Origin of the sequence: Cytobacillus sp. FSL K6-0129 (assembly GCF_038007625.1) — a bacterium.
Taxonomy (GTDB): domain Bacteria; phylum Bacillota; class Bacilli; order Bacillales; family Cytobacillaceae; genus Cytobacillus; species Cytobacillus kochii.
In genome coordinates, this window is sequence record NZ_JBBOXM010000001.1 from 2,828,868 (window position 1) to 2,852,832 (window position 23,965).

25 protein-coding genes are annotated in these 23,965 nt (G+C 38.1%); 7 read left to right on the forward strand and 18 right to left on the reverse strand.

The window, feature by feature from the left end:
* From MHI57_RS14065 to MHI57_RS14075, 3 genes are all read right to left on the reverse strand, one after another.
* Window positions 1–969 carry a TAXI family TRAP transporter solute-binding subunit gene (locus MHI57_RS14065; RefSeq protein WP_157733854.1) on the reverse strand — a complete coding sequence of 323 codons (969 nt, stop codon included), beginning with the start codon at window positions 967–969 and terminating at the stop codon, window positions 1–3.
* Window positions 970–1,111: 142 nt separating this feature from the next.
* Window positions 1,112–2,455 (reverse strand): sigma-54-dependent transcriptional regulator, encoded by a 1,344-nt coding sequence (locus tag MHI57_RS14070; RefSeq protein ID WP_095371493.1) that lies wholly within the window; start codon window positions 2,453–2,455, stop codon window positions 1,112–1,114.
* Window positions 2,430–4,397 carry a transporter substrate-binding domain-containing protein gene (locus MHI57_RS14075; RefSeq protein ID WP_340976919.1) on the reverse strand — a complete coding sequence of 656 codons (1,968 nt, stop codon included), beginning with the start codon at window positions 4,395–4,397 and terminating at the stop codon, window positions 2,430–2,432. Before MHI57_RS14075 ends, MHI57_RS14070 begins: the two co-directional genes overlap by 26 nt.
* 218 nt (window positions 4,398–4,615) lie before the next feature.
* Here MHI57_RS14075 and MHI57_RS14080 point away from each other — a divergent pair, with 218 nt between their 5' ends.
* The gene (locus MHI57_RS14080; RefSeq protein ID WP_095371491.1) at window positions 4,616–4,942 is read left to right on the forward strand and encodes a general stress protein; all 327 of its coding nucleotides are present in this window, start codon (window positions 4,616–4,618) and stop codon (window positions 4,940–4,942) included.
* Window positions 4,943–5,219: 277 nt separating this feature from the next.
* On the opposite strand, the gene MHI57_RS14085 is transcribed toward MHI57_RS14080, so the two are convergent.
* From MHI57_RS14085 to mobA, 13 genes are all read right to left on the reverse strand, one after another.
* Entirely contained in the window at window positions 5,220–5,759 is a 540-nt protein-coding gene (locus MHI57_RS14085; RefSeq protein ID WP_095371490.1) for a chromate transporter, read from the reverse strand.
* Entirely contained in the window at window positions 5,756–6,286 is a 531-nt protein-coding gene (locus MHI57_RS14090) for a chromate transporter (RefSeq protein WP_095373579.1), read from the reverse strand. The genes MHI57_RS14085 and MHI57_RS14090 overlap by 4 nt, the downstream gene beginning before the upstream one ends.
* Before the next feature lie 74 nt (window positions 6,287–6,360).
* On the reverse strand, window positions 6,361–7,965 hold the full coding sequence (locus MHI57_RS14095) for a gamma-glutamyltransferase family protein (RefSeq protein ID WP_307316474.1): 1,605 nt from the start codon (window positions 7,963–7,965) through the stop codon (window positions 6,361–6,363).
* A gap of 233 nt (window positions 7,966–8,198) precedes the next feature.
* Complete coding sequence (locus MHI57_RS14100; protein ID WP_095371488.1) at window positions 8,199–9,215, reverse strand: ABC transporter ATP-binding protein; 1,017 nt, start codon at window positions 9,213–9,215, stop codon at window positions 8,199–8,201.
* A complete protein-coding gene (locus MHI57_RS14105; protein WP_328198408.1) occupies window positions 9,212–10,195 on the reverse strand; it encodes an ABC transporter ATP-binding protein in 984 nt (327 codons plus the stop codon). The genes MHI57_RS14100 and MHI57_RS14105 overlap by 4 nt, the downstream gene beginning before the upstream one ends.
* An 8-nt stretch (window positions 10,196–10,203) precedes the next feature.
* The gene (locus MHI57_RS14110; RefSeq protein ID WP_095373577.1) at window positions 10,204–11,742 is read right to left on the reverse strand and encodes an ABC transporter substrate-binding protein; all 1,539 of its coding nucleotides are present in this window, start codon (window positions 11,740–11,742) and stop codon (window positions 10,204–10,206) included.
* Window positions 11,743–11,761: 19 nt separating this feature from the next.
* Window positions 11,762–12,655: an ABC transporter permease gene (locus tag MHI57_RS14115; RefSeq protein ID WP_095371487.1), complete on the reverse strand. Its 894-nt coding sequence runs from the start codon at window positions 12,653–12,655 to the stop codon at window positions 11,762–11,764.
* 21 nt (window positions 12,656–12,676) lie between these two features.
* A complete protein-coding gene (nikB, locus tag MHI57_RS14120; protein ID WP_095371486.1) occupies window positions 12,677–13,618 on the reverse strand; it encodes a nickel ABC transporter permease in 942 nt (313 codons plus the stop codon).
* Window positions 13,619–14,179: 561 nt separating this feature from the next.
* Window positions 14,180–14,623 carry an Lrp/AsnC family transcriptional regulator gene (locus MHI57_RS14125; RefSeq protein ID WP_224936847.1) on the reverse strand — a complete coding sequence of 148 codons (444 nt, stop codon included), beginning with the start codon at window positions 14,621–14,623 and terminating at the stop codon, window positions 14,180–14,182.
* A 471-nt stretch (window positions 14,624–15,094) separates the two neighbouring features.
* The gene (locus MHI57_RS14130) at window positions 15,095–16,114 is read right to left on the reverse strand and encodes a thiazole biosynthesis adenylyltransferase ThiF (protein ID WP_095371485.1); all 1,020 of its coding nucleotides are present in this window, start codon (window positions 16,112–16,114) and stop codon (window positions 15,095–15,097) included.
* A 4-nt stretch (window positions 16,115–16,118) separates the two neighbouring features.
* Window positions 16,119–16,352, reverse strand: a complete 234-nt coding sequence (gene moaD, locus MHI57_RS14135) for a molybdopterin converting factor subunit 1 (RefSeq protein ID WP_095371484.1) — start codon at window positions 16,350–16,352, stop codon at window positions 16,119–16,121.
* Complete coding sequence (locus tag MHI57_RS14140) at window positions 16,345–16,809, reverse strand: molybdenum cofactor biosynthesis protein MoaE (RefSeq protein WP_095371483.1); 465 nt, start codon at window positions 16,807–16,809, stop codon at window positions 16,345–16,347. The genes moaD and MHI57_RS14140 overlap by 8 nt, the downstream gene beginning before the upstream one ends.
* Window positions 16,810–16,839: 30 nt before the next feature.
* Window positions 16,840–17,475, reverse strand: a complete 636-nt coding sequence (mobA, locus tag MHI57_RS14145) for a molybdenum cofactor guanylyltransferase (protein ID WP_095371482.1) — start codon at window positions 17,473–17,475, stop codon at window positions 16,840–16,842.
* Window positions 17,476–17,591: 116 nt separating this feature from the next.
* On the opposite strand from mobA, the gene MHI57_RS14150 reads away from it, so the two are divergent.
* The 5 genes from MHI57_RS14150 to bshB2 all read left to right on the forward strand — a co-directional run bounded on the left by MHI57_RS14150 (window position 17,592) and on the right by bshB2 (window position 20,505).
* Window positions 17,592–17,792, forward strand: coding sequence for a helix-turn-helix transcriptional regulator (locus tag MHI57_RS14150; protein WP_095371481.1), 201 nt, complete (start codon window positions 17,592–17,594; stop codon window positions 17,790–17,792).
* Window positions 17,776–18,333 carry a peptide deformylase gene (gene def / locus MHI57_RS14155; protein WP_307316458.1) on the forward strand — a complete coding sequence of 186 codons (558 nt, stop codon included), beginning with the start codon at window positions 17,776–17,778 and terminating at the stop codon, window positions 18,331–18,333. The genes MHI57_RS14150 and def overlap by 17 nt, the downstream gene beginning before the upstream one ends.
* A 105-nt stretch (window positions 18,334–18,438) precedes the next feature.
* Entirely contained in the window at window positions 18,439–19,266 is an 828-nt protein-coding gene (gene pdxK / locus MHI57_RS14160; protein ID WP_095371479.1) for a pyridoxine/pyridoxal/pyridoxamine kinase, read from the forward strand.
* A 192-nt stretch (window positions 19,267–19,458) separates the two neighbouring features.
* Window positions 19,459–19,812 carry a YojF family protein gene (locus MHI57_RS14165; RefSeq protein WP_370873353.1) on the forward strand — a complete coding sequence of 118 codons (354 nt, stop codon included), beginning with the start codon at window positions 19,459–19,461 and terminating at the stop codon, window positions 19,810–19,812.
* Window positions 19,813–19,833: 21 nt separating this feature from the next.
* Window positions 19,834–20,505, forward strand: a complete 672-nt coding sequence (gene bshB2 / locus MHI57_RS14170) for a bacillithiol biosynthesis deacetylase BshB2 (RefSeq protein WP_095371477.1) — start codon at window positions 19,834–19,836, stop codon at window positions 20,503–20,505.
* Between the two features lie 61 nt (window positions 20,506–20,566).
* On the opposite strand, the gene MHI57_RS14175 is transcribed toward bshB2, so the two are convergent.
* Both MHI57_RS14175 and MHI57_RS14180 read right to left on the reverse strand, forming a co-directional pair.
* Complete coding sequence (locus MHI57_RS14175; RefSeq protein WP_095371476.1) at window positions 20,567–21,079, reverse strand: SRPBCC family protein; 513 nt, start codon at window positions 21,077–21,079, stop codon at window positions 20,567–20,569.
* A 117-nt stretch (window positions 21,080–21,196) separates the two neighbouring features.
* The gene (locus MHI57_RS14180) at window positions 21,197–22,261 is read right to left on the reverse strand and encodes a PQQ-dependent sugar dehydrogenase (protein ID WP_340976930.1); all 1,065 of its coding nucleotides are present in this window, start codon (window positions 22,259–22,261) and stop codon (window positions 21,197–21,199) included.
* Between the two features lie 96 nt (window positions 22,262–22,357).
* Here MHI57_RS14180 and MHI57_RS14185 point away from each other — a divergent pair, with 96 nt between their 5' ends.
* Window positions 22,358–23,677 carry a short-chain fatty acid transporter gene (locus MHI57_RS14185; RefSeq protein WP_095371475.1) on the forward strand — a complete coding sequence of 440 codons (1,320 nt, stop codon included), beginning with the start codon at window positions 22,358–22,360 and terminating at the stop codon, window positions 23,675–23,677.
* Window positions 23,678–23,965 lie beyond the last annotated feature (288 nt).

A 23,965-nucleotide genomic window follows, 5' to 3' on the forward strand; every position in this document is an offset into this window, starting at 1 on the left:
TTACTTTCCCCCTACTTCGTTTATATATTGTTTGGCACCTGGATGAAGCGGAATCGCGATATTAGTTGCTGCTTCTTCAACCGTCATATTTGCTACGGCTGGATGATAGACGGCCCATTCATCTAAGTGCTCATAGATACCTTTTAAAATGTGATAAGCCAGCTCATTAGATAATTCTTCATTCGCATACAGCACGTTTTGTACTGTAACTGTCGGTGTCGGCTCCGTTATTCCCTCATATGTATAGCTCGGAATTTCTTGCCACTCATAACCCTCGTATTGCTGATTTAAGCGCTTACTTGTTTCCTCATCTACCTTAACTAACGTAAGATTCTCCTCCTCTAGCAATTGTTCGATAACTGGATTAGGTAATCCGGAAGAGAGGAAGGCAACGTCAATGGTACCATTGTTCATACCCGCAGCCGATTGGGTAAAGGATAAATACGAAATGTCCATTGTCTCTTGACTAAGCCCTGCTGCGTCTAATAGCCTTTCTGCCGTAAATCTTGTGCCACTTCCTTCTGCACCTAAACTGACTCGCTTACCTTTTAAGTCAGATAAGGATTCAATGGATGGATCTGATGTTACGATTTGCATATAGTTGCGATAGAGATTGGTTAATACATTTAAATGTTTTTGTGATAGTTCATCAGAATACAATACATCAGCCATCGATATCCCAAGCTCTACCTCATTACTACTTACGAGCTTCGCATTTTGAATCGAAGCATTTGTCACTCTTGTACCAAAAGCAGCCTTATTATATTCTTCTAAAATCGTCATTAACCCCGTACCTAGCGGATAATACACACCTGATACATCACCTGTTGCCAGCACGATTGACTTTTTCCCAACCGCTAGTTCTTCTGATGGAGCCTTATATGGATCATAAGAAGACCGGATCTCGGAATGAGTATTCGAACAACCGCTTAACAGAAAAATAATTGCCACCCACAAAAATGACTTCATCCCTACTAACATCCTCCTTAGTTTTATTAATGCAAATGTTGTGCCAAAATTCATAATATTGTTTTATGTATACGCTTACAATTTTATCGAAAGGAAAACCGGCAATTATTTCCGTATGAGGCAGAAAATATTGCCGGTTCTTTTATTTCTTATAATTCTTCAACTTATCCCGCAAACTCCTCTCCGAAATCTGCAAGGAATGAGCGGTTTTTTGCCTATGATCTTTATAGTGCTTAAGGGTAGCAGTAATAACTCGCTTCTCTACCTCCTTCATCGGGATACCAAGTGGTAATTGAATCATTTCATCCTCATTCATCGGATGTTCGGCATGACCTTGGACGAAATGGGGCAAATCTAACACGTCGATTAATCGGTCCATTGATAACGCCACAGCATACTCGATTATATTGCCAAGTTCTCTGACATTCCCTGCATACGGATAATGGAGAAGCACTTCCATCGCTTTCGGTGTCAGACCCTCTTTTTGTTTGTTCATTGATTGATTAAATTTTTGAATCAAATGATTGATGAGTAGCGGGATATCTTCCTTTCTTTGTCTAAGCGGTGGCATATGAATAGGAATCACATTTAAGCGAAAGTATAAATCTTCGCGGAACTCACCGTTTTTGACCATTTGCGCGATATTTTTGTTGGCTGCACTAATAATACGGATGTCGAGTTGCTTTTTCTTATTAGATCCAAGTGGTGTGACTTCACGCTCTTGGATGACTCGTAAAAGCTTTGCTTGTAGAGACAAAGGCAATTCACTCATTTCATCTAGAAATAATGTCCCGCCGTTAGCTGCAACACATTTGCCATCCTTCGATTGAGTGGCTCCTGTAAAGGCTCCTTTTTCGTAACCAAACAGCTCTGATTCTAGTAAATTATCAGGAATAGCCGCACAATTGACAATCTCTAATGGACCTTGATACCTTCTACCAGAAAAATGAATTTCCCTCGCAACTAATTCTTTGCCTGTTCCACTTTCTCCCGTAATAAGTACGCTTGAATCGATGTCCTTAATGCGATCAATCATTGAGAATACTTGTTGCATCGCCTTGCTTGTCCCTAAAAACGCACGTGCTTCCAGTTGTTTATCTTTTGACTCCAGGCGATTTGAGACTTGTTTATATTGCAGTGCGCGCATGATTAATACAGATAATTTATCCATATCAATCGGCTTTTCAATATAATAATAGGCACCTTGTTTAATTGCCTCAATCGATGTCTCAATGCTAGCAAAAGCTGTCATCATAATGGCCGTGAGCTCCGAACGTATTTCCCTCACTTTCTTTAAAATATCTAGACCGCTAACAGCCCCCATTCTTAAGTCTAATAAGACGATATCGATTCGTTTACTCTTCACCCACTCTATCCCTTCCTTTGGGTCTATGGTTGTATATACTTGATAATCATCTTCTAAGGCAAACTTTATTGACATACAAATCGCAGCTTCATCATCAATGACGAGTAGACCTGGCTTCATTGAGCGAATCCTCCTCTCGATAAATAGGTAAAGTAATAACGAACCGTGTCCCTTCTTCTTTCGTACTTGTTACGCTAATGTCCCCATTGTTTTCTTGTACTAAATGATAAGAAAGTGTAAGCCCTAGACCGACTCCTTTTGCTTTTGTCGTATAAAACGGATCAAAAATATGATGTTGTTGCTCCACACTCATCCCTTCACCATTATCTTTAATTGAAATTTCCCCGCATTCTCCATCTAGATGATACATTTCTAACTCTATACGCTTCCCAGTAACATTCTTTACTGCATCCACCCCATTCAGTAAAATGTTCAAAAGTACTTGTCTAATTTGCTGCGGATCAATATAAAAAACTAACCCATCTGGTACTTTTAATTGAAAGTCAATGTGCTCATCCTTCATCGTTACATGTAAGAATGTCAGCATAGTAGTTAACTCAGATGCAGAACATGGCTGAATACGTGGGGTACTTGGTCTCGCATAATCAATAAGATCGGTGACAATCTGATTTAGCCGGTCAACTTCTCTTGGTAAATGTTTGACTAACATCTCTTGAAAGTCTTTTTGTGCTATTTTTCTTGGAATTAAATTGATAAATGTTTTAATGGATGTTAATGGGTTTCTTATTTCGTGAGCAACACCGGCTACTAACTGTCCAAGCGCATGAAGCTTTTCCTGTGTGAGTAACTTCTGCTCTAATTGGACCTTTTCCGTTTCATCTCTGATAGTAAGCAAATACCCTGCTTGATTTTCCAAAGAATTATACATTTCGTTCAATGAATAATAGATAATTTTCCGTTGACCGTTTCGATGAAGCACAAATTGTTTGGCACTATCATGATAGAATTGCGTTCGTACTTCTTTAAAAATGGGTGACTGCTCAATCCCCTCTTGTTGGGGCCACTCTAAAATATCAAGTGCCCTTGAATTGCAACTCGTCATCATAAAGTTCAAATCAAAAGTAATAATGCCAGCATCTATATTATTGATTATTTGATCTTTAAAAGCATTGCTATCAGCGGTACGTTGCCGTTGGTAATGCAAATCCTCATTCAAAAGAGTCAGTTCTTTCGTATGTTCATTGACAGCTAATTTCAACCGATAATTCCATATATAGATGAGAATAAGAATAAAACCACCTATGGCCATAAATATTGATAAAATGGTAATGAAATCCTTTAACCTTGTGATTTCCTCTTCATTTTCACCTTTCGTCCAAAAATCAACCAGCTGGTTCATTTCCCCTGTTGCCTTTAAATCAATGATGGCTTTATCTAAGAACTGTCGAAATTCCTCGTCCCCTTCTTGTACAGCTACAGCATAATCTGCAGGATCCAAAATGATATCTAACACAACATATTGTTTCTCTAACTCATACCGATCTAAAAAAAAATATGAGGTCCATTTGTTGCCAATAAAAACATCCGCGCGGCCATTCCAAAGCATAAATAAACCGTTGTATTGGTTAGTCGTCACAGTAAAGTTATTATTTCGCAAGTTTATTAATGTATTTAATCCAGCCGTATCTTCTTTTAATACTATATGCGTATCCCGCAAATCTTCTATATTCTCTACTTCGTCTTTCAAGCGTCTAGGTATCACTAATGAATCCGACATCGTAAAATAAGGGGTGGAAAAGTCCATATACTTCTCCTTGTCTATACTATAGGTGACCCCGGCAACACCATCTATTTCTCCCCTTCTTAACGCTTCCTCAGCTTGCTTTCCATCCATAGGGATAAACTCAAACTTCACATCATTTTTGTCGGCTATCCTTTCTAAGACGGCAATGCTTAAGCCTTGTAGCTCCCCGTTTTGATTAAGATAAGAAAATGGTGGAAACGCTTTTTCTGTTCCTATTCGATACACTTGTTCTTCTGCTAGGACATGAGTGAATGGGAAGAGAGTGAAAAACATGAAAACGAGCAATACTTTGCGCAAAATGATCTCCTTATTATGTTAGAAAATTATAAATATTTTATATTTAAATAATAAATAAATCACTTTCATAACACAAGGCTCCAAAGAACATTTTTATCTATCAATTAATGATTCTATTTTTTACCAATAAACATTAAGGTTTAATCTATTGTAGAACGGATATATATACACTAAGAAGAGACACAAGATACTCTTCAAAAAAGAGGAGGATGTAAACTATGTATAAAATCGAAGTTGTAGAAAACGGAGTACAGGCGGTTAGCATCATTAACTCTCTTGAAAACGAAGGTTATACTAAGAAGGATATATACTTATTCGCACATGACAGAGACCGCTCAGAAAATTTAACAGATGCAACAGATACAAATGATATTGGTATGAAAGAACAAGGTGTTTTTGACTCCATCGGAAACGTCTTCAAAAGCCGAGGCGATGAATTACGTTCTAAAATGAGATCAGTTGGTATGACTGATGTTGAAGCTGAGAGGTATGAAGAAGTACTTGATCAAGGTAAACTTGTTGTTGTCGGCTCTACTAAAAACTAATCTTTATGTCTAATATAATTCCCCCCATTTCACTATATATGACCGGTAGCGAATCGCTACCGGTTTTTATAATTAAAGAGAAGGATGAAAGATTAATAGATTTTTCTCATATTCCCTTCTATTGATGAATTCATTTCAGCATGAGCATCTTGCAAACAGGGCAATCGTCCTTCTCAGATTAAAGAACGAAGCTGCGAATCCATTTGCAGATATCCCTCTGTGATAACTTGTTGAACCAAAGCAGTTTTTCATTCGGTCTTACGTTCTTTCACCTAGACTAATAGATAATCAATCCCGAAATGGCCCCTACGGCTAAAGCGATACTAATAACAATGGCGGGGTGCATTTTCATTTTTTCTAATAAAAAATAACTACCAATGACCATCAAAAGAGAATAAACCATCCCTAATGAAGAGAAGGAATCCTTCAGAAATTGGAAGGTCATGACGGCTAGCAACACAGCGATCACTGGACGGACAATTTTAGAAATATTTTTGACTTGAGGGGTGTCTTTATATTTCATTAAAATCGCCATCAGTACGAGCATTAAGATAATCGAAGGAGCTATTGTAGCAAAGAGGGCAACGAAACTACCTAAAATTCCCCCTTCTGCGTAGCCGATATAACCGGCCATTTTCGTCGCAATCGGCCCTGGCAAGGAATTCCCAATCGCTAGGACTTCACTAAATTCTTGAGTGGACATCCAGCCATATTTACCGACGACTTCATTTTCAATTAAGGGAATGGTCGCAGGTCCACCACCGTAACCAAGAATACCTGGAATAAAGAAAGCTAAAAAGATTTCCCAATAAATCATGATGGATTCTCCTTCCTCTTAAAAGGAATAAAGACGGAAATAATTAATATCATGATGAGAATACCTGGATGCAAGTGCGTCACTTCTGTAAGTAAGAAAGACGCTAATATGAGAATAATAGCTTTCTTCCACCCAAGCGTCGTGCCCGATTTCTTTACAAATTCCCAAGTCATTTGCGCCAGCATCACAGCTACAACCGGGACAATCGATGCTGACATATGCTTTACCCATGGAATATCTTTATAAGCTTGTAAAACTTGCAGAAGACTTATAAGGATAATAACAGTAGGGAGAACGGAAGAAACAAGGGCATTAATCATTCCTACGATTCCTCCGACACGGTAGCCAATGTAACCGGCCATCTTTGTCGCAATGGGGCCTGGCATCGTGTTAGCCAATGCCAAAGTATCGGCAAACTCTTCTTCTGTCATCCATTTGTATTTCTTTACTGCTTCTTGCTGGAATAGTGGTATAGAGGATGGTCCACCGCCAAACCCTAACATTCCAGTACGGAAGTTCCCAATCATTAATTCTTTTTGTAAACGTAAGCCTTGGCGTGTTTGAGGCTTAGCTTCTTCTCGTTGTTTTTCTTTCGCTGATGCTACCAAGCGGCAATCGTACCATCCGTACGGGATTCAGTTCCACCCATTAATACACCAGTCTCAGGATTACGCCAAATGATTTGCCCACGCCCAAAGCTTCCTCCATCCGGTGTAATTGTAACTTGATGACCCCTTCTTTCTAACTCTTGCACTATATAATTAGGAAACTCTGGTTCTACGAAAATAGATTTTTCTTTCATCCATTGCCATCTTGGCATATCTAGTGCAGCTTGCGGATTTAAGGCATAGTCGACCGTATTGGTTACTACTTGGAAATGACCTTGTGGTTGCATATAGCCGCCCATTACACCAAAAGGACCAACTGCCTTACCATCTTTTGTTAAGAAGCCAGGGATGATTGTATGATAAGTCCGTTTGCCACCTTTTAAATAATTCGGATGATTGTCATCCAATGAGAAATCATGACCTCTATTTTGTAAACTAATGCCCGTACCTGGGATCACAATTCCTGAGCCAAAGCCCATGTAATTACTCTGAATATAAGAAATCATATTTCCTTCTTCATCTGCAGCAGCTAAATATACTGTACCGCCTTTCGGCAACTCATAAGGTTCCGGATTGGAAGCGATATCCGAAATTGTTTGACTGCGTTTATCCGCATACTCCTTAGAAAGTAACTCTTCTGTTTCAATAGGCATATCTGCTGCCTCTGTAATAAATGCTTTTCCATCGGTAAAGGCAAGTTTCATCGATTCAATTTGTTCATGAAGCGTTTGGGCTGATTGCCATTGTGGCTTTGACAATCTCTCAAAATTATTAAGTGCCATCAACGCAACCATTCCTTGACCATTCGGAGGAATCTCCCATACATCGTAACCTCTGTACTGAGTAGAGATAGGATTTACCCATTCAGGCTCATATTTACACAGATCTTCTTTTGTTAAAAAACCTTCATGTTTCTTCATAAAAGCATCCATTTGTTCCGCTAATTCACCCTCATAAAAGGAGCGACCTTCCGACTCTCCAATTGCTTGAAGGGTTTTAGCGTGCCCTTCTGAACGCCATAATTCACCGATTTCTGGTGCTCTTCCCCCCGGTGCGAACGTTTCGAACCATCCTTCGAAAGCCTCATCCGTAAATTCTTCTTTAAACTTCGTATATGCCCTTTTCCAATACTTCCCTAGAATCGGTGTCAGCGGATAGCCCTCTTCTGCATATCTAATCGCTGGCTTTAATGATTCAAGTAAAGATAGTTTACCGAACCGTTTCGATAACGTTGCCCATGCGGCTGGTACCCCAGGTACAGTAACAGGGATGGTACCGTATGTTGGCATTTTTGTGAATCCACGCTTTTTAACCTCATCAGCAGAAATGGATTGAGGTGCAGGGCCAGAAGCATTTAATCCATGAAGTTGATCTTTTACCCAAACGAGAGCAAAGGCATCTCCACCGATTCCATTTGAAGTTGGCTCAACGACTGTTAATGCTGCAGCTGTTGCAATCGCTGCATCAATCGCATTCCCCCCTTTTTGCAATATCTCAATACCTGCTTGTGCTGCTAAAGGCTGTGAAGTCGCTACCATTCCTTTTTTAGCGAACACTGTATGTCTTTTTGCCGAGAATGGGTGATGTAAGTAATCCAAATTAACCTCTCCTTTTACATTTGTAAATATAAAATCAATTTTAACTTACGTAATGTATATTACACATTACAGATTATAGAATAAAATTAATGATAATAACAGGATTTAAATCTAATATATTTTAAATTCTCCAAAATCAATATGTTAATTATCTTGATTATTCTTACACAAATGTTAACCTACAATAAAAACACGAGATGCTAGCTAACAGCACCTCGCTCTTCAAAGGAATTTCACTTCGCTTCTTTAAAAATAGATTCCCCAGCAAAATGACAAGCTGCATAATGTTCCTCACCGTACTCTCTCCATTGAGGCTTCTCTTCCATACATTGTGTCCTCGCTATTGGGCAACGTGTATGAAAGGGACAACCAGAAGGAGGATCTGCCGGATTCGGTAAATCACCTTGTAATCTTATTCTATTTCGTTTCTTTTCAATAGAGGGTCTAGGAATAGCAGAAAGTAATGCTTGTGTATAGGGATGTAGAGGAGCATTATATAAATCCTCTACCTTTCCCTCCTCAACCGTATTCCCTAAATACATCACTAGTACTCTATCGCAAAAATAACGAACAACACCTAAGTCATGAGAAATAAACATATAAGATAGTTGATACTTTTGCTGTAAGGTTTTCAATAACTTTAACACCTGTGCTTGGACAGATACGTCGAGAGCAGATACTGCCTCGTCACAAATGATAAAGGATGGATTTAAACAGATGGCACGTGCAATCCCAATTCTCTGCCTTTGTCCACCACTGAATTCATGAGGAAAACGATCATAATGCTCTTCTTTTAAGCCTACTTCTTTTAATAAATCTAAAACCGCTAACTTTTTTTCTTTACTGGACATAGATGTATGTATGGAAAAAACCTCTGCTATAGCTGGACCTATTTTTTGTCTAGGATTTAAAGAAGCAAAGGGATCTTGGAAGATCATTTGCATTTCTTTCACAAATTTAAGCTTTTCTTTTTTTCTTAATGATTGTATTTCGGTCTCTTTGAATTTAACTGTCCCGGCCGTTAATTCTTCTAATCCTAGAATGGCTTTTCCTAACGTCGATTTTCCACACCCTGACTCTCCTACAACACCTAAACTTTCACCTTCATATAATTTAAAAGAAACATTTTCTACTGCTTTCACATGAGATTGTACCCTTTGCAACAAACCACCCTTGATTGGGTAGTACTTCTTTAACTGGTTAATTTCAAGAAGGGTCTTTTTTCTCCCATTATCATTTGCGACACTCATGGATTTGTTACCTCCTCTGCTTCAAGCCAACAACTCACCGAATGAGAGTGAGACAAATCAAAGGCAGGTGGCTCTTGTTGTTTACATGTTTCCATGGCAAATTTACAACGGTCGTGGAATCGGCAACCTTGAATTTGTTGATTTAAACTAGGTAAAGAACCAGGAATAGCTTCAAGTTCAAAGTCAGGTTTGTCTACATCTGGTACAGAATTTAACAGTCCAACGGTATAAGGATGTTTTGGATGATTAAAAATCTCCTCTACTGTCCCTTCTTCTACCTTTTTCCCTGCATACATAACCATTACTCTGTCAGCTACTTCTGCAACAACACCCATATCATGGGTCACCATGATTACGCCCATATGATATTCTTGCTTTAAATCATTAATCAAATCTAGAATTTGCGCTTGAATCGTCACATCTAACGCAGTCGTCGGTTCATCTGCAATCAGTAATCCGGGGTTACATGACAACGCAATCGCGATCATTACCCTTTGACGCATGCCTCCACTTAATTCATGTGGATATTGACTCATTCTTTTCTCAGGATAAGGAATACCCACACTTTTCAGAAGTTCAATACCCTTTTTATGGGCTTCTTTTTTAGATAATTTCTCATGAATTATTAGAGGTTCTCTTAACTGATAGCCTATCGTTAATACAGGATTCAGCGCTGTCATCGGTTCTTGAAATATCATCGAGATTTGGTTGCCACGAATCTGTCTCATTTGTTCAGCTGTATGACTTTGAATAGCCTCTCCCTCATACTTAATTTCTCCACTTGCAATTCTACCGTTACTAGGTAACAATCCAATAATTGAGAGAGAAGTTATACTTTTACCACAGCCCGATTCGCCAACAATACATAATGTCTCACCCTTATTTAGCGAGAATGAAACATCGCGGACAGCAGGTAAATACCCGTCTGCTGTCCGAAACTCTGTAATCATATTTTTCACTTCTAGTAAAGCCTCTCCCATTGTTGCACCTACTTTCTTGTTACTTCTGATAGATTCCATTTACCAGTTGCTTCTAAAAGTAGACCTTCATAAGATTGATCCATTGCAGCTGTTACGATGGAGTGATACATAATAACGACTGCATCGTCATCTAACATTAAGCGATTAGCTTGATCTAATAGTTCTAACCGTTTATCTTGGTCTGTTGTTGTTCTCGATTCATCTACTAATTGATCAAATGCTTCGTTACTATATTGTGCTCTATTTGATGCACCTACATTATCAGTGTGGAAATTAGGATAAAATAATTCTGAGCCATCAGCCGTTAAGTTAGACCAGCTTAAGAAGGTTAAATCAAAGTTCCCTTGTCTTGCCGTATCTAGGAATGAAGCCCATTCCATTGACTCAATTTCGATGTTAAACCCGGCCTCTGACAATTGCGCTTGAACGATTTCAGCCATCAGTAAGAAATTACTTCTATTTGGTGTTAATAACTTATACGTTTTCTCTCCAAATCCATTTTCCTCTACTAAACTTTTAGCCTTTTCTAAATCATAAGGTGTACCTGCTTCAGCAGCAGATTCTACGTACCCAAATACTTTTGGCCCTATGACACTATCACTGCGAATGCCTAACCCGTTCATTTTTGAAACAACAGCATCCCGGTCAATCGCGCTAGCAAAAGCTTCACGTAATTTTGCATCTTGGTATTCTTCTTTTCCATGATTCACAGTGAAATAGTATTCTGGTGTCCCATCCACCTTTTCAACTGTTACATTCTTAAGACTTTCAATTCTTTCAATCTGTTCCATAGGAAGGTTATCAATAAATTGTACTTCTCCTGTTTGTAACATCGAGATTGCTGTTGATATTTCTGGAACAACTTTAAAAATTAATTGTTGAATCGCAGGTGCGCCATCACGATAGTCTTCATTTGCTTCTAATACGACTTGATCCCCTGGTACCCATTTCGCAAATTTGAATGGCCCTGTACCGACAGGCTCTTTATTTAAATCTCCCTCTTTATCAGCTGTTGGGCTTACAATGGCTGCGTTAGAATGTGACAGTGCCGCTAGAAAAGGACCGTATGGATATTTAGTTTTGATTTCAACTGTGTAATCGTCAATCACATTAATAGATTCAACCGGCTCCATTAGTGAAGCTCGTGGGGCTGCTGTCTCTGGATCTCTTAATTTATCAAAAGTATATTTAACAGCTTCTGCATTAAAGTCTGTTCCATCATGGAACTTAACTCCTTCTTTTAATTTAATCAGCCAAGTGTTCTCATCTGGATTTTCATAAGATTCAGCTAATTTAGGTTCTATTTCCATTGTTTCTGTATTTCTATCAAACAACTTTTCATACACATGGTCAGTCACATTAGCTGATGCACTATCATTTGTCATAATAGGTGATAGCCCTACTGCATCTGATAGTGAAGCATATGTAAATGTATCGATTTTACCGTTCCCTTCACCCTCCCCACTTGCCGGTTCATTACCGCTTGAACAAGCAGATACAATCATTAATGTGAATATCGCTAGTATTGCTAATAACTTTTTCCTCATTCTTAATTCCCCCCAATTTTTATACATTCATATTAGGATCAATGGCATCTCGTAATCCATCCCCTAATACATTAAAAGCAAATACAGTTAACATGATGGCAATCCCAGGTACAATCGTTAGATGTGGAGATGACCACATAAAAGCCTGTCCTTGCGAAATCATTGATCCCCATTCAGGGGTAGGTGGTTGTGCACCTAAGCCTAAATAGCTTAATGCAGCTGTTGAAAGAATAGCCGTAGCCATTCGCATTGTGGCAAAAACTATAATAGGTGCAAAACAATTTGGTAATATATGTTTAATCATAATACGAAGATCTGAAGCACCTACCGATTTCATGGCCATAATATATTCTTTTTCCTTTATCGATAAAACGGACCCTCGCACAATTCGTGCACAGGAAGGTATCGACCAAATACTTATAGCGATAGCTACATTTACTAAACTTGTACCGAGTACAGCAATAATGAGCATAGCAAGTAAAATCCCTGGGAATGAAAATAATAAATCGACAAATCTCATAATAATGCCATCTAATTTTTTGTAATATCCACCAAGTAAACCTAGCGTAACGCCACCAAGAAGGCCGAGCACTACAGCTACGATCCCTACTAATAGAGAAATTTGTGAGCCATAAACAATTCGGCTCCAAACATCTCTTCCATAATTGTCTGTGCCTAACCAATGACCCTCACTAAATACAGGTAATTCACTAGCTGATAGGTCCTGCTTCACGGGATCGTGGGTTGCAATAATAGGTGCCAACAACGCCATGGCGATTTGAAGAATGATAATGATTAACCCAAGAACCGCTAACTTATTTCGTAGCAACCTTTTTATAATTAACAACCACTCATTATCCTTTTTCGGTGTTACTGCTACTGGACTATTCGTTGCCTGAACAACCTCTGGCATCAGTTTTTCCTCCCTTCGTCATTACTGATATTTAATCCTTGGATCAATATATGTATAAACCACATCAACGACTAAATTCACAACAACAAAGAGTGTAGCTACTAAAAGAACAGAGCCTTGTACCATCGGAAAATCTCTAGCTGCTATGGCGTCAATCATTAGCCTACCTACACCATTAATCGCAAATACTTTTTCAGTGATAATGGTCCCTCCTAATAGCGAACCAAAGTTCACACCAATCACTGTCAAAACAGGAATCATCGCATTTTTTAATGTATGAATCCATATAACTTCGCGTTCTTTTACACCTTTTGCTCTTGCTGTTCTTACATAATCTGCCCTTACTACTTCAAGCATAGATGATCTCGTCATTCTAGCAATCATCGCAGCTGCCCCTGTCCCTAAAGTGATTGCAGGTAAGATTAATTCCTTCACCCCTTCAATGGTATACCATGGTGAAGATAACCCACCGACCGGGAGTAGTTGTAAGTTAACGGAAAATATAAGGATAAGGACAGCACCCATCCAAAAGTTCGGTATAGAGATACCCGCAAGAGCAAAGGTTGTTGACCCTACATCTAGCCAAGAATTTTGTTTAAGAGCTGATATCAACCCTGTTAAAATACCAATAACAATGGCGACAATCATACTGGCAATTGCTAACTTTAGCGTATTTGGCAGTCTTACCCCAATCGCCTCAGCTACAGACTGTTGGTTTTGATATGAATATCCTAAATCACCTTGTACAAGATCTACTACATAGCGACCATATTGTGTAAGAAAAGGGTCATCTAAACCAAGATTATCTCTTATCGCCTCCACATCTTCTTTTGATGCTGTTGGCCCTCCAATCATTGATGCCGGGTCACCAGGCGCCAAATACATGGATGAGAATACAAGAAAGGAAATACCAAATAGTAGAATCACAAGTTGAAAAAATCTTCTGAATATAAATCCGACCAATTTCACCCCTCCTTCGAAATCATTTGTTAATCATTTTCCTTTTTTTAATTACTAAATGTTTAAAATAATTTAAAAATGATTATAAAACATAAATATACAAAATTCTATATATTTTTTCATTTTTTTAAATTATTTTTTATTTCAATTTCCTTTTGTTTTCATTATTTTACAAATATGTTCATTATGTAACTTAAGTATAATTATTTATTATCTTTTAGTTATCGATAGGTAAAGCGTTTTCAAAAACAAAAGGTAATTTACCAATTTCTTGTCCCACACAAAAAAAAGACCCGCCAGTGGCGAGTACCTGTTTTTCAAAAAATATTTAAGTTTAATAGGGTATCAAATCTCGTTGATCAGGAATCTAGCAAAGTTAGGAGGTTTTCTTTTCAGAAGACGGACAAATTGGTTGGTGCTGTTCAGCTATCTTTTCGGTTGTTCCGAAGTTGGACGTGCTACTTGGGATTACCTCCGCTATCTATCAGAATGTCTAATCAGAAGTTCCAATTGGCTTAATTGTTATTATCGCAGCTTGCATTCGATACAAAATAAGCAATGTTACTACAATTTTAACCCGCGACGACTTTTAAATCTTCTTAGCAATATGTTACTTTCCACACGCGTAATGCCATCTAGGGCATATAATTCTTCGTTAATAAACCTCTCAAGTGCATCAAAGTTATCTACTAACACATGTGTATGTAAAGTAGAGGGGCCGGTCATTTGGTAACAACTAGCAACACTTGCATTCTCCGCCAACGCCTCGGCTACTTTCACTAACGAACTCGGTTCACAATCAATCTCAAAAAAAGCGGAAACTTCTTTCCCTGCCTTGCCACTATTAATCACAACTGTAAACTGTTCAATCACACCATCTTCAACAAGTTTAGACACTCTTTCCCTTACGGCTACTCGGGAAAGACCTAATTGTTTACCAATATCAACATAAGACATTCTACCATTTTCAATTAATAAATCTAATATCTTCTTATCGACCTGATCCAAAAAAACACCACCTTCTCTTTTGACTATGTAAAAAATGAAATTAACCTGTATATTTAATTATCATATCAAACAGAAATTATCAAATACTATTTACGCTGTTGTCTCATTTAATGATTTTTTTATGAAAACAGCGTTACACAGTTAGCGATATGAGAGACAATGATTCAATCTTTTTTATACCACCTCCGACGGTATACACGGAATTGTAATAATATACGGTGTACAGATTCGTTTTGTTTCCTTTCTGTGTTTGCTTCTGACCGAACTTCAAATCGCTTTAACTCGACACTCAATTCAGTTTTCGATCTAAAATAACCTGCGTTGGTTGAGATTTCCCGTTTCCCCACTCTACTTATTGGACTTCTTATATGTTATGTTCATATCGGCAATAACACCCACCATGTTGTTTGTTTTTGGCTCCTTAAAAGCAAACAAGAAAAACCGCTCTTCAAACAGAAGATGCGGTTCTTATTAACCTAATAATTTTTGGTAGATGGAGCGTGCTTGTGCCAGGTCTTTTGTTCCGTGGATGAGTGCCCGACCATCTTGGAAGATTACAACTCTTTCTGGTTTCAGATCAATTGACAAAAGGTACGGGTTCCCTTTCGTGTCATAGCCCGACACCTTCATTTGTTGAGATAGCCTTTGCAAGTCTAATTGCTGGACAGTCGATGGCCTCACTTGCACCGTATCTCTTCCACAAAGTACAGTCGTCTTTGTTAAGTTTTCTTGTTGGAGAAACGGATAGGTCGGTGCCTCCCCACATGATAAGCAACCTGTATCCTTTATTTTAGCAACCTTTATATTCGAATATTGATTTCGCCACATGTCAAAGCTTGTAAAAGTCGTGCGAATGGCATCTAAGTCACCTACCAATATCTTGAGTGCTTCTGCGGTTTGATGAGCGATAACCATTTGCACAGCAGGAGCTATAATTCCACCTGTATCACAGGTCATACCTTGAATAGGAATCTTCTTCAACAAGCAATGCAGACAGGGTGTCACACCAGGAATAATGGTTAAACTCATTCCAAAGCTGCCGACACATGCACCATAAATCCATGGAATGTGATGTTTTTGTGATATATCATTTAAGAGCATTCGCGTTTCAAAATTATCTGTCGCATCAAGAATTAAATCAACTTCACTAACGAGATCTTCTAACAAAGACGGCACAGCATCAGCTACCATCGCCACCACTTCAACTTCTGAATTAATCGCCATTAGTCTCTTCTTAGCAGCAATAGCTTTAGGCAACTTCTCTTTTACATCCTCTTCCGTATAAAGCTGTTGTCTTTGGAGATTACTTGCTTCTACGTAGTCGCGGTCAATGATGGTTAACTTGCCTACACCCGAGCGAACTAACACTTCAGCATTGCCAGAACCAAGTGCCCCCGCCCCTATCATTAAGACATGCTTACGCCCAATGAGTGATTGCCCTTTTTCACCAATGGGAGAAAATAATAATTGCCTTGAGTATCTATCATTCATTACATTAGCCTCCACTAACTGGCGGAATAAAGGCAATCGTATCCCCTTCTTGAATCACATCATCATCTTCAGCAAACTCTTCGTTGATCGCTGTCATGACACTATCAATTGATGATAAACCATACGTTTCATGTACTTCTTGTTTTAACGCTAATACGCTCTTACCTTTCGCCTCTATTTGTAAACTTTCCACACCAACTTCATCCTTTAAATGAGCAAAAAACAATACATTATTCATCTAGATGTTTCGCCTCCGGTTTCCCTTCAGGATAAGATACTTTTTCCAATTGGTCGCCAATCCATTCTTGTCCATCTTCCCAATGTTCTTTTTTCCAAATGGGTACGATTTCTTTAATACGTTCAATGGCATATCGGTTTGCTTCATAAGCATCAGCACGATGAGGTGTCGAGACAGCAATCACAACAGCAACGTCCGTTATATCTAATTTACCTACTCTATGCACTATTGCTACTTCGGCTCCTTGCCATCGCTCCCTAATTTCCGTGCCAATTTGCTCAAGCTTTTTTATAGCCATACTTTCATATGCCTCATATATTAAAAACAAAGTCTTCTTACCTTTAGTTAATTCTCTTACTGTTCCAATAAACGTCGTAATAGCGCCTGCGTTTCTTTGTACGACATGATCAATTACTTCTTGTATATTGATTGGCTCTTTTGAAATTCCAAACTTCATTTTAACACCTCGCATCTAAGTTCTATTTTATCAATTCTTACTAGAAATTTGTATTGCTTTCCTCCAATCACTCGGGTCATTCATATTGAAGAAGCTTTGTTCAAAATTAACTAGACGATGCCGAGTTACATCTTCTTCTGTTACTTTTTTTACCTTTAACTGATTTAAGAATAACTGTAGCTTCAAATCATTTGCCTCTAAACATTTCTCTACTATTTCCCTTACTCTCTTATGGTAGACAGCAAGAAGTGGATGAATTTGACCATTCACTTCAGGAATAACTGCTGAATAGCCTTCGAGATGGTTTAAAAGCCATTTCATTGTTTCAGCCGTAACAAAGGGCATATCACAAGCAACAATAATATTTTCATCATTTGTAGAATGATATAGGCCAGACTCAATTCCAGCTAACGGACCTTTATTAGGGTAGCGATCACTTACCTTTTTAACAGGGAGGAAATGATAATCTTCTGGTGTATTTGTTACAATAAGAATATCATTCGTTACGGATTGCAACTCCCTTACTAGGCGTTCGATTACTGTTTCCCCATTCACCGCTAACAAAGCTTTATTTTCCCCCATCCTACTCGACTTACCACCCGCTAAAATAATTCCGGTACTCTGCATACTACCACCTTTTTCACCATTCACGTCTATATATACCATTAAAGCGATTTTCCGGCGGCTATGCAATGGATAAAACTGAAAGATAGACAAACGGGAAAATGTTTGTTAATTTAAACAATGTCCAAAACCTTTGACAGGAGAGGCAGGACTACGATTTGAAAAACCGGATAAAACCGCTAAGAATACAGCTACGCTTAACACAAGAGGCATTAGCAAAGGAATGCAACGTTAGTAGGCAGACCATTAATTGTATTGAAAACGATAAATATGACCCAACTTTAGCGCTCGCCTTCAAAATTGCAAGGTCATTACAGACAAATGTAGAAGAGGTTTTTAACTATGAGGAAAATTTCTAAAGATACGATAATTACCATGAAAGATTTTGTCGATGAAAAGCATGAGATTCTTCATCAACCAATAGAGGATTTAAGGTTACCGGCAACTGAGGAAGATTTAGCGGAGCTACAAGCGATGCTCGTATACTTACGAAATAGTCAGGATGAGAAATTAGCTAAGAAATACAAATTACGCCCTGGCACTGGCTTATCAGCCAATCAAATCGGCATTGCTAAACGAATGTTCGCTGCTAAATATGAAGATGAAAAAGGGCAATCATATGAATATCAATTGATTAACCCGAAGATTATCAGTCATTCAACAAATATTATTTGTATTCCAGAAGGAGAAGGCTGCTTATCAGTTAATCGTGAAGTATTCGGCCAAGTGCCACGTTATGAAAAAATTAAAGTTAGAGCGTATAATGAAAAAGGTGAGGAAGTCACACTCTCTTTTAAAGGATTTGCCTCTATTCTTATGCAACATGAGATCGATCATCTAAACGGTATTATGTTTTACGAGCGAATTGATAAAAATCAACCAATTATAAATAAAATATAACCAGATTCACTATATTAAAATAGAGACCATATACATTTTTAAAATAATTGTTATAATGATGATAAAATGCATGTCTAATCTATCACTCCAGGGAGGAAACGTCAGATGACTATGAAAAAAGTCTTAACTATAGCTGGATCAGATTCTAGTGGTGGTGCGGGGATTCAAGCTGATTTGAAAACTTTTCAAGAGCTTGGTGTGTACGGAATGTCAGCACTTACTACTATTGTAACAATGGACCCTAAAAACGACTGGCATCATAATGTTTTTCCAATTGAAATTAGTACATTAGAGGCTCAAATTGAAACCATCCTTTCTGTTGGCATAGATGCAATGAAAACAGGTATGCTTGGTTCAGTGGAAATTATTGAAACAGCTGCCAAAACAATTAAAGAGAGTGGCGTTCCTGCCGTTATTGATCCAGTAATGGTATGTAAAGGCGAAGATGAAGTACTACATCCTGAAACAGCAGATGCCCTTCGTGAGGTACTCGTTCCTTTAGCAACCGTTGTGACACCAAATCTTTTTGAAGCATCACAACTTGCACAAGTGAAACCGATCAAAACAATTGAAGAAATGAAAAAAGCGGCGGAAAAGATTCATGCACTTGGTCCAAAATATGTCATCATTAAAGGTGGCAGTAAGCTGCAATCTGAAAAAGCCATTGACCTTTTATTTGATGGAGAAAATTTCACAATCTTACAGGCTGAACTGATTAATACGCCTTACATCCATGGGGCAGGGTGCACTTTCTCAAGTGCCATCACTGCTGAACTGGCAAAGGGCAAATCGGTAACAGAAGCAATCGATGTAGCCAAAGATTTTATCACTGCAGCCATTACACATGGATTCAAACTAAATGAATATGTTGGACCAACAATGCACGGTGCTTACCGTACTTTTGGTGCGGATCGTACGAAGGTTGAACAATAATAACATTTTAAGGAGAATGTCTCTCGAGTGAGCATTCTCCTTTTTGTTTCTTGATCAATTCTTCTAATCATGCTGCTCCCTGAGTCACACATTATGCAAAACCACTTTTTTTTTAGTAAAATAAAAGAATCAAATGGATAGCTTAATTCTCATTTTGACAAATTATATAGAAATGCTTTTCGAAAGGGGGAAATGAATTTGGATATCGTCATGAAAGAACAAGTACAGCTGGCTTTGGATGAACGTGCAAATAAGGACGTTTATATCCACCTTGAAACAACAAACGGTGCTTACGCTTCACACTTTGATGAGACTTTCTTTTCATCAGGTGCCTATATTCGTAATGCCAAACTAAAATATATTCATAGTAAAATCGCCGGAAACGGACCTTACAGAATCGGGTTAAAAACTGACATCGGTTGGGTGTATGCGGAAGGCATTACCCATTATGAAATAGATGAACATGATCGCTTATTAATGGCTGGTCATGATTTTAAAGGTAAACTAGCGGTTTCTCTAGAAATTAGCGAAACACCCTTTGAATAAATAGCGGAAGGAGGAAGAATGATGGAAAAAGAAAGACAAGTACTTGTTATTTTTCCTCATCCAGATGATGAGGCATTTGGCGTTTCTGGTACGATTGCCAAGCATATTCAAAATGGCACACCTGTAACTTACGCATGCTTAACACTGGGTGAAATGGGTAGAAATATGGGCGATCCCCCTTTTGCGACAAGAGAATCATTGCCACATATTCGAAAACAAGAGCTTCAAAATGCCGCTAAAGCGATGGGCATAACTGACTTGAGAATGCTTGGTTATCGCGATAAAACGGTTGAATTTGAACCAGAAGATAAACTAGCACAACATATGGGTGAAATCATAGAAGAATTAAACCCCTCTTTGGTCATAACATTCTACCCGGGTTATGCAGTGCATCCAGATCATGATGCAACAGGAGCGGCAGTTATTCATGCCGTTAAAAACCTTCCAAAAGAAAAACGTCCAAAGGTATATTGCGTCGCTTTTTCTAACAATTGTGAGGAAGAAATTGGTGCGGCAGATGTTGTTCATGATGTAACAGAAGTTGCTGACATTAAATTGAATACATTAAAAGCCCATGTCTCACAAACACAGTTAATGATTAAGGAAATGGAAGAAAACCTTAAGAAACAGGACCCTGCTGTGATGGCTAGAATTAACCAAGAACGCTTTTGGACCTATCAATTTGATGAATAAATACTTTTTAAAAAAACAGAACCTCCATATACCGTTGGAAGTTCTGTTTTCTATTAAAAGCTTATTTTGTTTGATTTTCTTCAGGTCTTTCTTCTATCTGTTCGCCTTCTTTGGAGACATCTTCATCAGATATTTCTTTCGTACCTTCAAGCATATTTTTTAAATTCGTTAATTGATAGCCATCTTCACGATGTACCATGTTCACTAAAAATTTACGCAAAAGCTTCATTTTAAATCCTGTTGTTTTAATATTAGCTTCTAAATCAACCTGTGTACCTTCATCCACTTCATCAAAACGATAATAGTATTCTGCGATTAAACCGTTGGAATTGGAACGCGTTGCAAATACTTTATTTGTTTCATATGCTAATACTTCGATTTCAGATGTGATATCGGAAGCACGAACTCTTCTTGTTTCTCTCAGTTTTGTACCAACAGCTAATGGCCCATCATTGATCTTTTCTCTCTTTACTACAAGTGGCATGATCTCATGAATATTATCTATATCGACCATATAGGAAAAAACTTCTTCAACTGGTTTATGAATAATTACGGTTGTGCGAAAGTCAGACATTATGTTTTCTACAACTCCATTCGTTAACTATCTACATTCATTCTTACCATAAAGTTGGGGTCGCTGTCATCTTAGACGAATAGAAGATTAACTGCTGTTCACTTATCGTTTTGCTACTTATCTGATTTTTAATCGATATAACCGATCATCCTGTTCTGCCGGATTGCCGCGGCCGTCTGTATTATTACTGATAAAATACAGATGATCCCCATCGACATAAACATCTCTTACTCTACCTACGTCACTTACTAAAATAGACATTTCATTTGTCTCTAAATTTAACTGCATGACTGCGGTACCTCTTAAACTTGCTATATAAAGATTATTATCTGCATAAGCAATACCTGATGGTGCCCAGGTTGTGTCATCTCCTGAGGTGACGAGTGGGGTAATCATCCCTTCTTTTTCCTCTGTACCCGTAATTTCAGGCCAACCATAATTCCCATGTGCGGTTATTTTATTAATTTCATCATTTGCTGTTGGACCATGTTCACTTGCGTACATTTCTCCTTCATCTGTCCATGCCAAACCTTGAGGATTACGATGACCATAGCTATAAAGATAAGATTCTTTTGAAGGATTATCTTCTGGAATACTGCCATCTTTATTCATCCTTAAAATCTTTCCTGCTAACGAATTTTGATCTTGTGCAAGTTCAGGTTCTGTCGCATCTCCTGTAGTGACATATAATTTATCATCTGGACCAATCGCTAGCCTACCCCCATGATGAAAAGCACCACTCGGAATTTCATCTAAAAGTAAATCCGTTTCCACCCACACCTGTTTTTGATCATCCAATGATAATGTGACAACACGATTTAACGGTTGACCATCGAGCTCGTATGTATAATATGCAATCCCTTTTGTACCATCATCAATTAAAACAAACCCAAGAAATCCTGCTTCTTGTGCCGTTGATAATGATTTCTCTAATTCTACGGGTTGACGAGTTAATTCTCCCCCTTCAATTTTAGCAATTGTACCTGTTCTTTCGGATAAATAGAATACATCATCGCGCTTATTAATTGACCAAGGGATATCAAGGTCTTCTGCCACCACTTCTACCTTTTGCTGATTCGATACATCTACCGATTCTGGTTCTTCATCCATTTCATTGTTAGAATTACAACCCATAAGAATAAGTAGGAAACTTGCAACAAATAAAATAGTCAGTTTCTTCACTAAATCTACATCCTTTCTTTTTTTAAAATCTTGTTATATTAAAGTAATAATTTTCAGAATCATATGATAAAATTCTATCAAAAGGGGGAATGATAGATGAAAATAATTGTTAGCTTTTTTAATCGTTTAATGCAAAGATACTTACCAGACCCATTTCTATTTGTTATCATTTTAACATTTTTAGTGTTTGCACTTGGACTCATATTTACTGATAGTGGTCCATATCAAATGGTCCAATTCTGGGGTGAAGGATTCTGGGGATTATTATCTTTTGCTATGCAAATGGTGCTAGTATTAATTACCGGTCATGTATTAGCAAGCAGCGCTATATTCAAAGCTGGACTGAGTGCATTAGCTTCAAAAGCAAAAACACCTGGGCAAGCTGTTATTATTGTAACAATCATTTCATTACTTGCTAGTTGGATTAACTGGGGATTTGGATTAGTCATTGGTGCTTTATTTGCCAAAGAGTTAGCGCGCCATGTAAAAGGAGTCGACTACAGGCTATTAATTGCAAGCGCTTACTCAGGCTTTGTTATATGGCATGGTGGTATTTCAGGATCAACACCGCTAACAATTGCCACTCCAGGTCATTTTTCCGAAGATTTGATTGGGATTATTCCAACAAGCGAAACCATCTTTTCATCATTTAACTTGATTATCACTATCGCACTTTTTATTGTTTTACCTATTGTCAATCGTATCATGCTTCCAGCTAAAGATGATACTGTTACGGTTGATCCAGCGTTATTAAAAGAAGATTTACCTGCAGCGACATTAGAAAGAGATTCCATGACACCAGCAGAGAAATTAGAGAATAGCCAAATACTCTCGTTACTTATTGGCGTGATGGGATTAATCTTCTTATTTTATTATTTTGTTACTAATGGTTTTGCCCTAAATTTAGATATTGTAAACTTTCTTTTTTTATTTCTTGGTATTCTCTTTCATCGTACCCCTCGTCACTTTTTGCAGGCAGTTACGAATGCTGTTAAAGGTGGCAGTGGCATTATTATTCAATTTCCGTTCTATGCAGGAATTATTGGTATGATGACAGCTTCCGGCCTAGCGGCTGTTATATCCAATGGATTTGTTTCCATTGCTAATGAACATACTTTACCATTATTTACTTTCCTGAGTGCAGGTCTTGTCAATATTTTTGTACCATCTGGTGGAGGTCAATGGGCTGTGCAAGCTCCTGTTATGTTAGACGCAGCGATCGCATTGGATGTTTCCATTCCTAAAATCGCAATGGCTGTAGCATGGGGAGATGCTTGGACGAACTTAATACAGCCTTTTTGGGCTTTACCCGCTCTTGCCATCGCAGGTCTAAAAGCAAAAGATATTATGGGCTTTTGTGTACTTACATTAATTGCTAGTGGAATCATTATTTCGTTAGGTTTCTTACTATTATAAACGAACAAATTTACGAAAAGTACTAAGTAGGATTTATGCACCAGTCTGAAGTAATTCGTGATGTAAATCGCTTCAGACTGTGTGATAATTAGATTGGTTAATCCCCATAGTAAAATTATCATTTGTCTAAAGTCTATTTCACCTATTGGTGCATTCCCTTTTACGCTCAACATCGCCTCTTTTTGCTGCCACTTGCATCTACATAACTTCTGCACACTTATCCTCTGCTAGTCATCACCTATAGGATATTTATTAGACCAAAAGATGTGTTTAACAACTCATCTACCG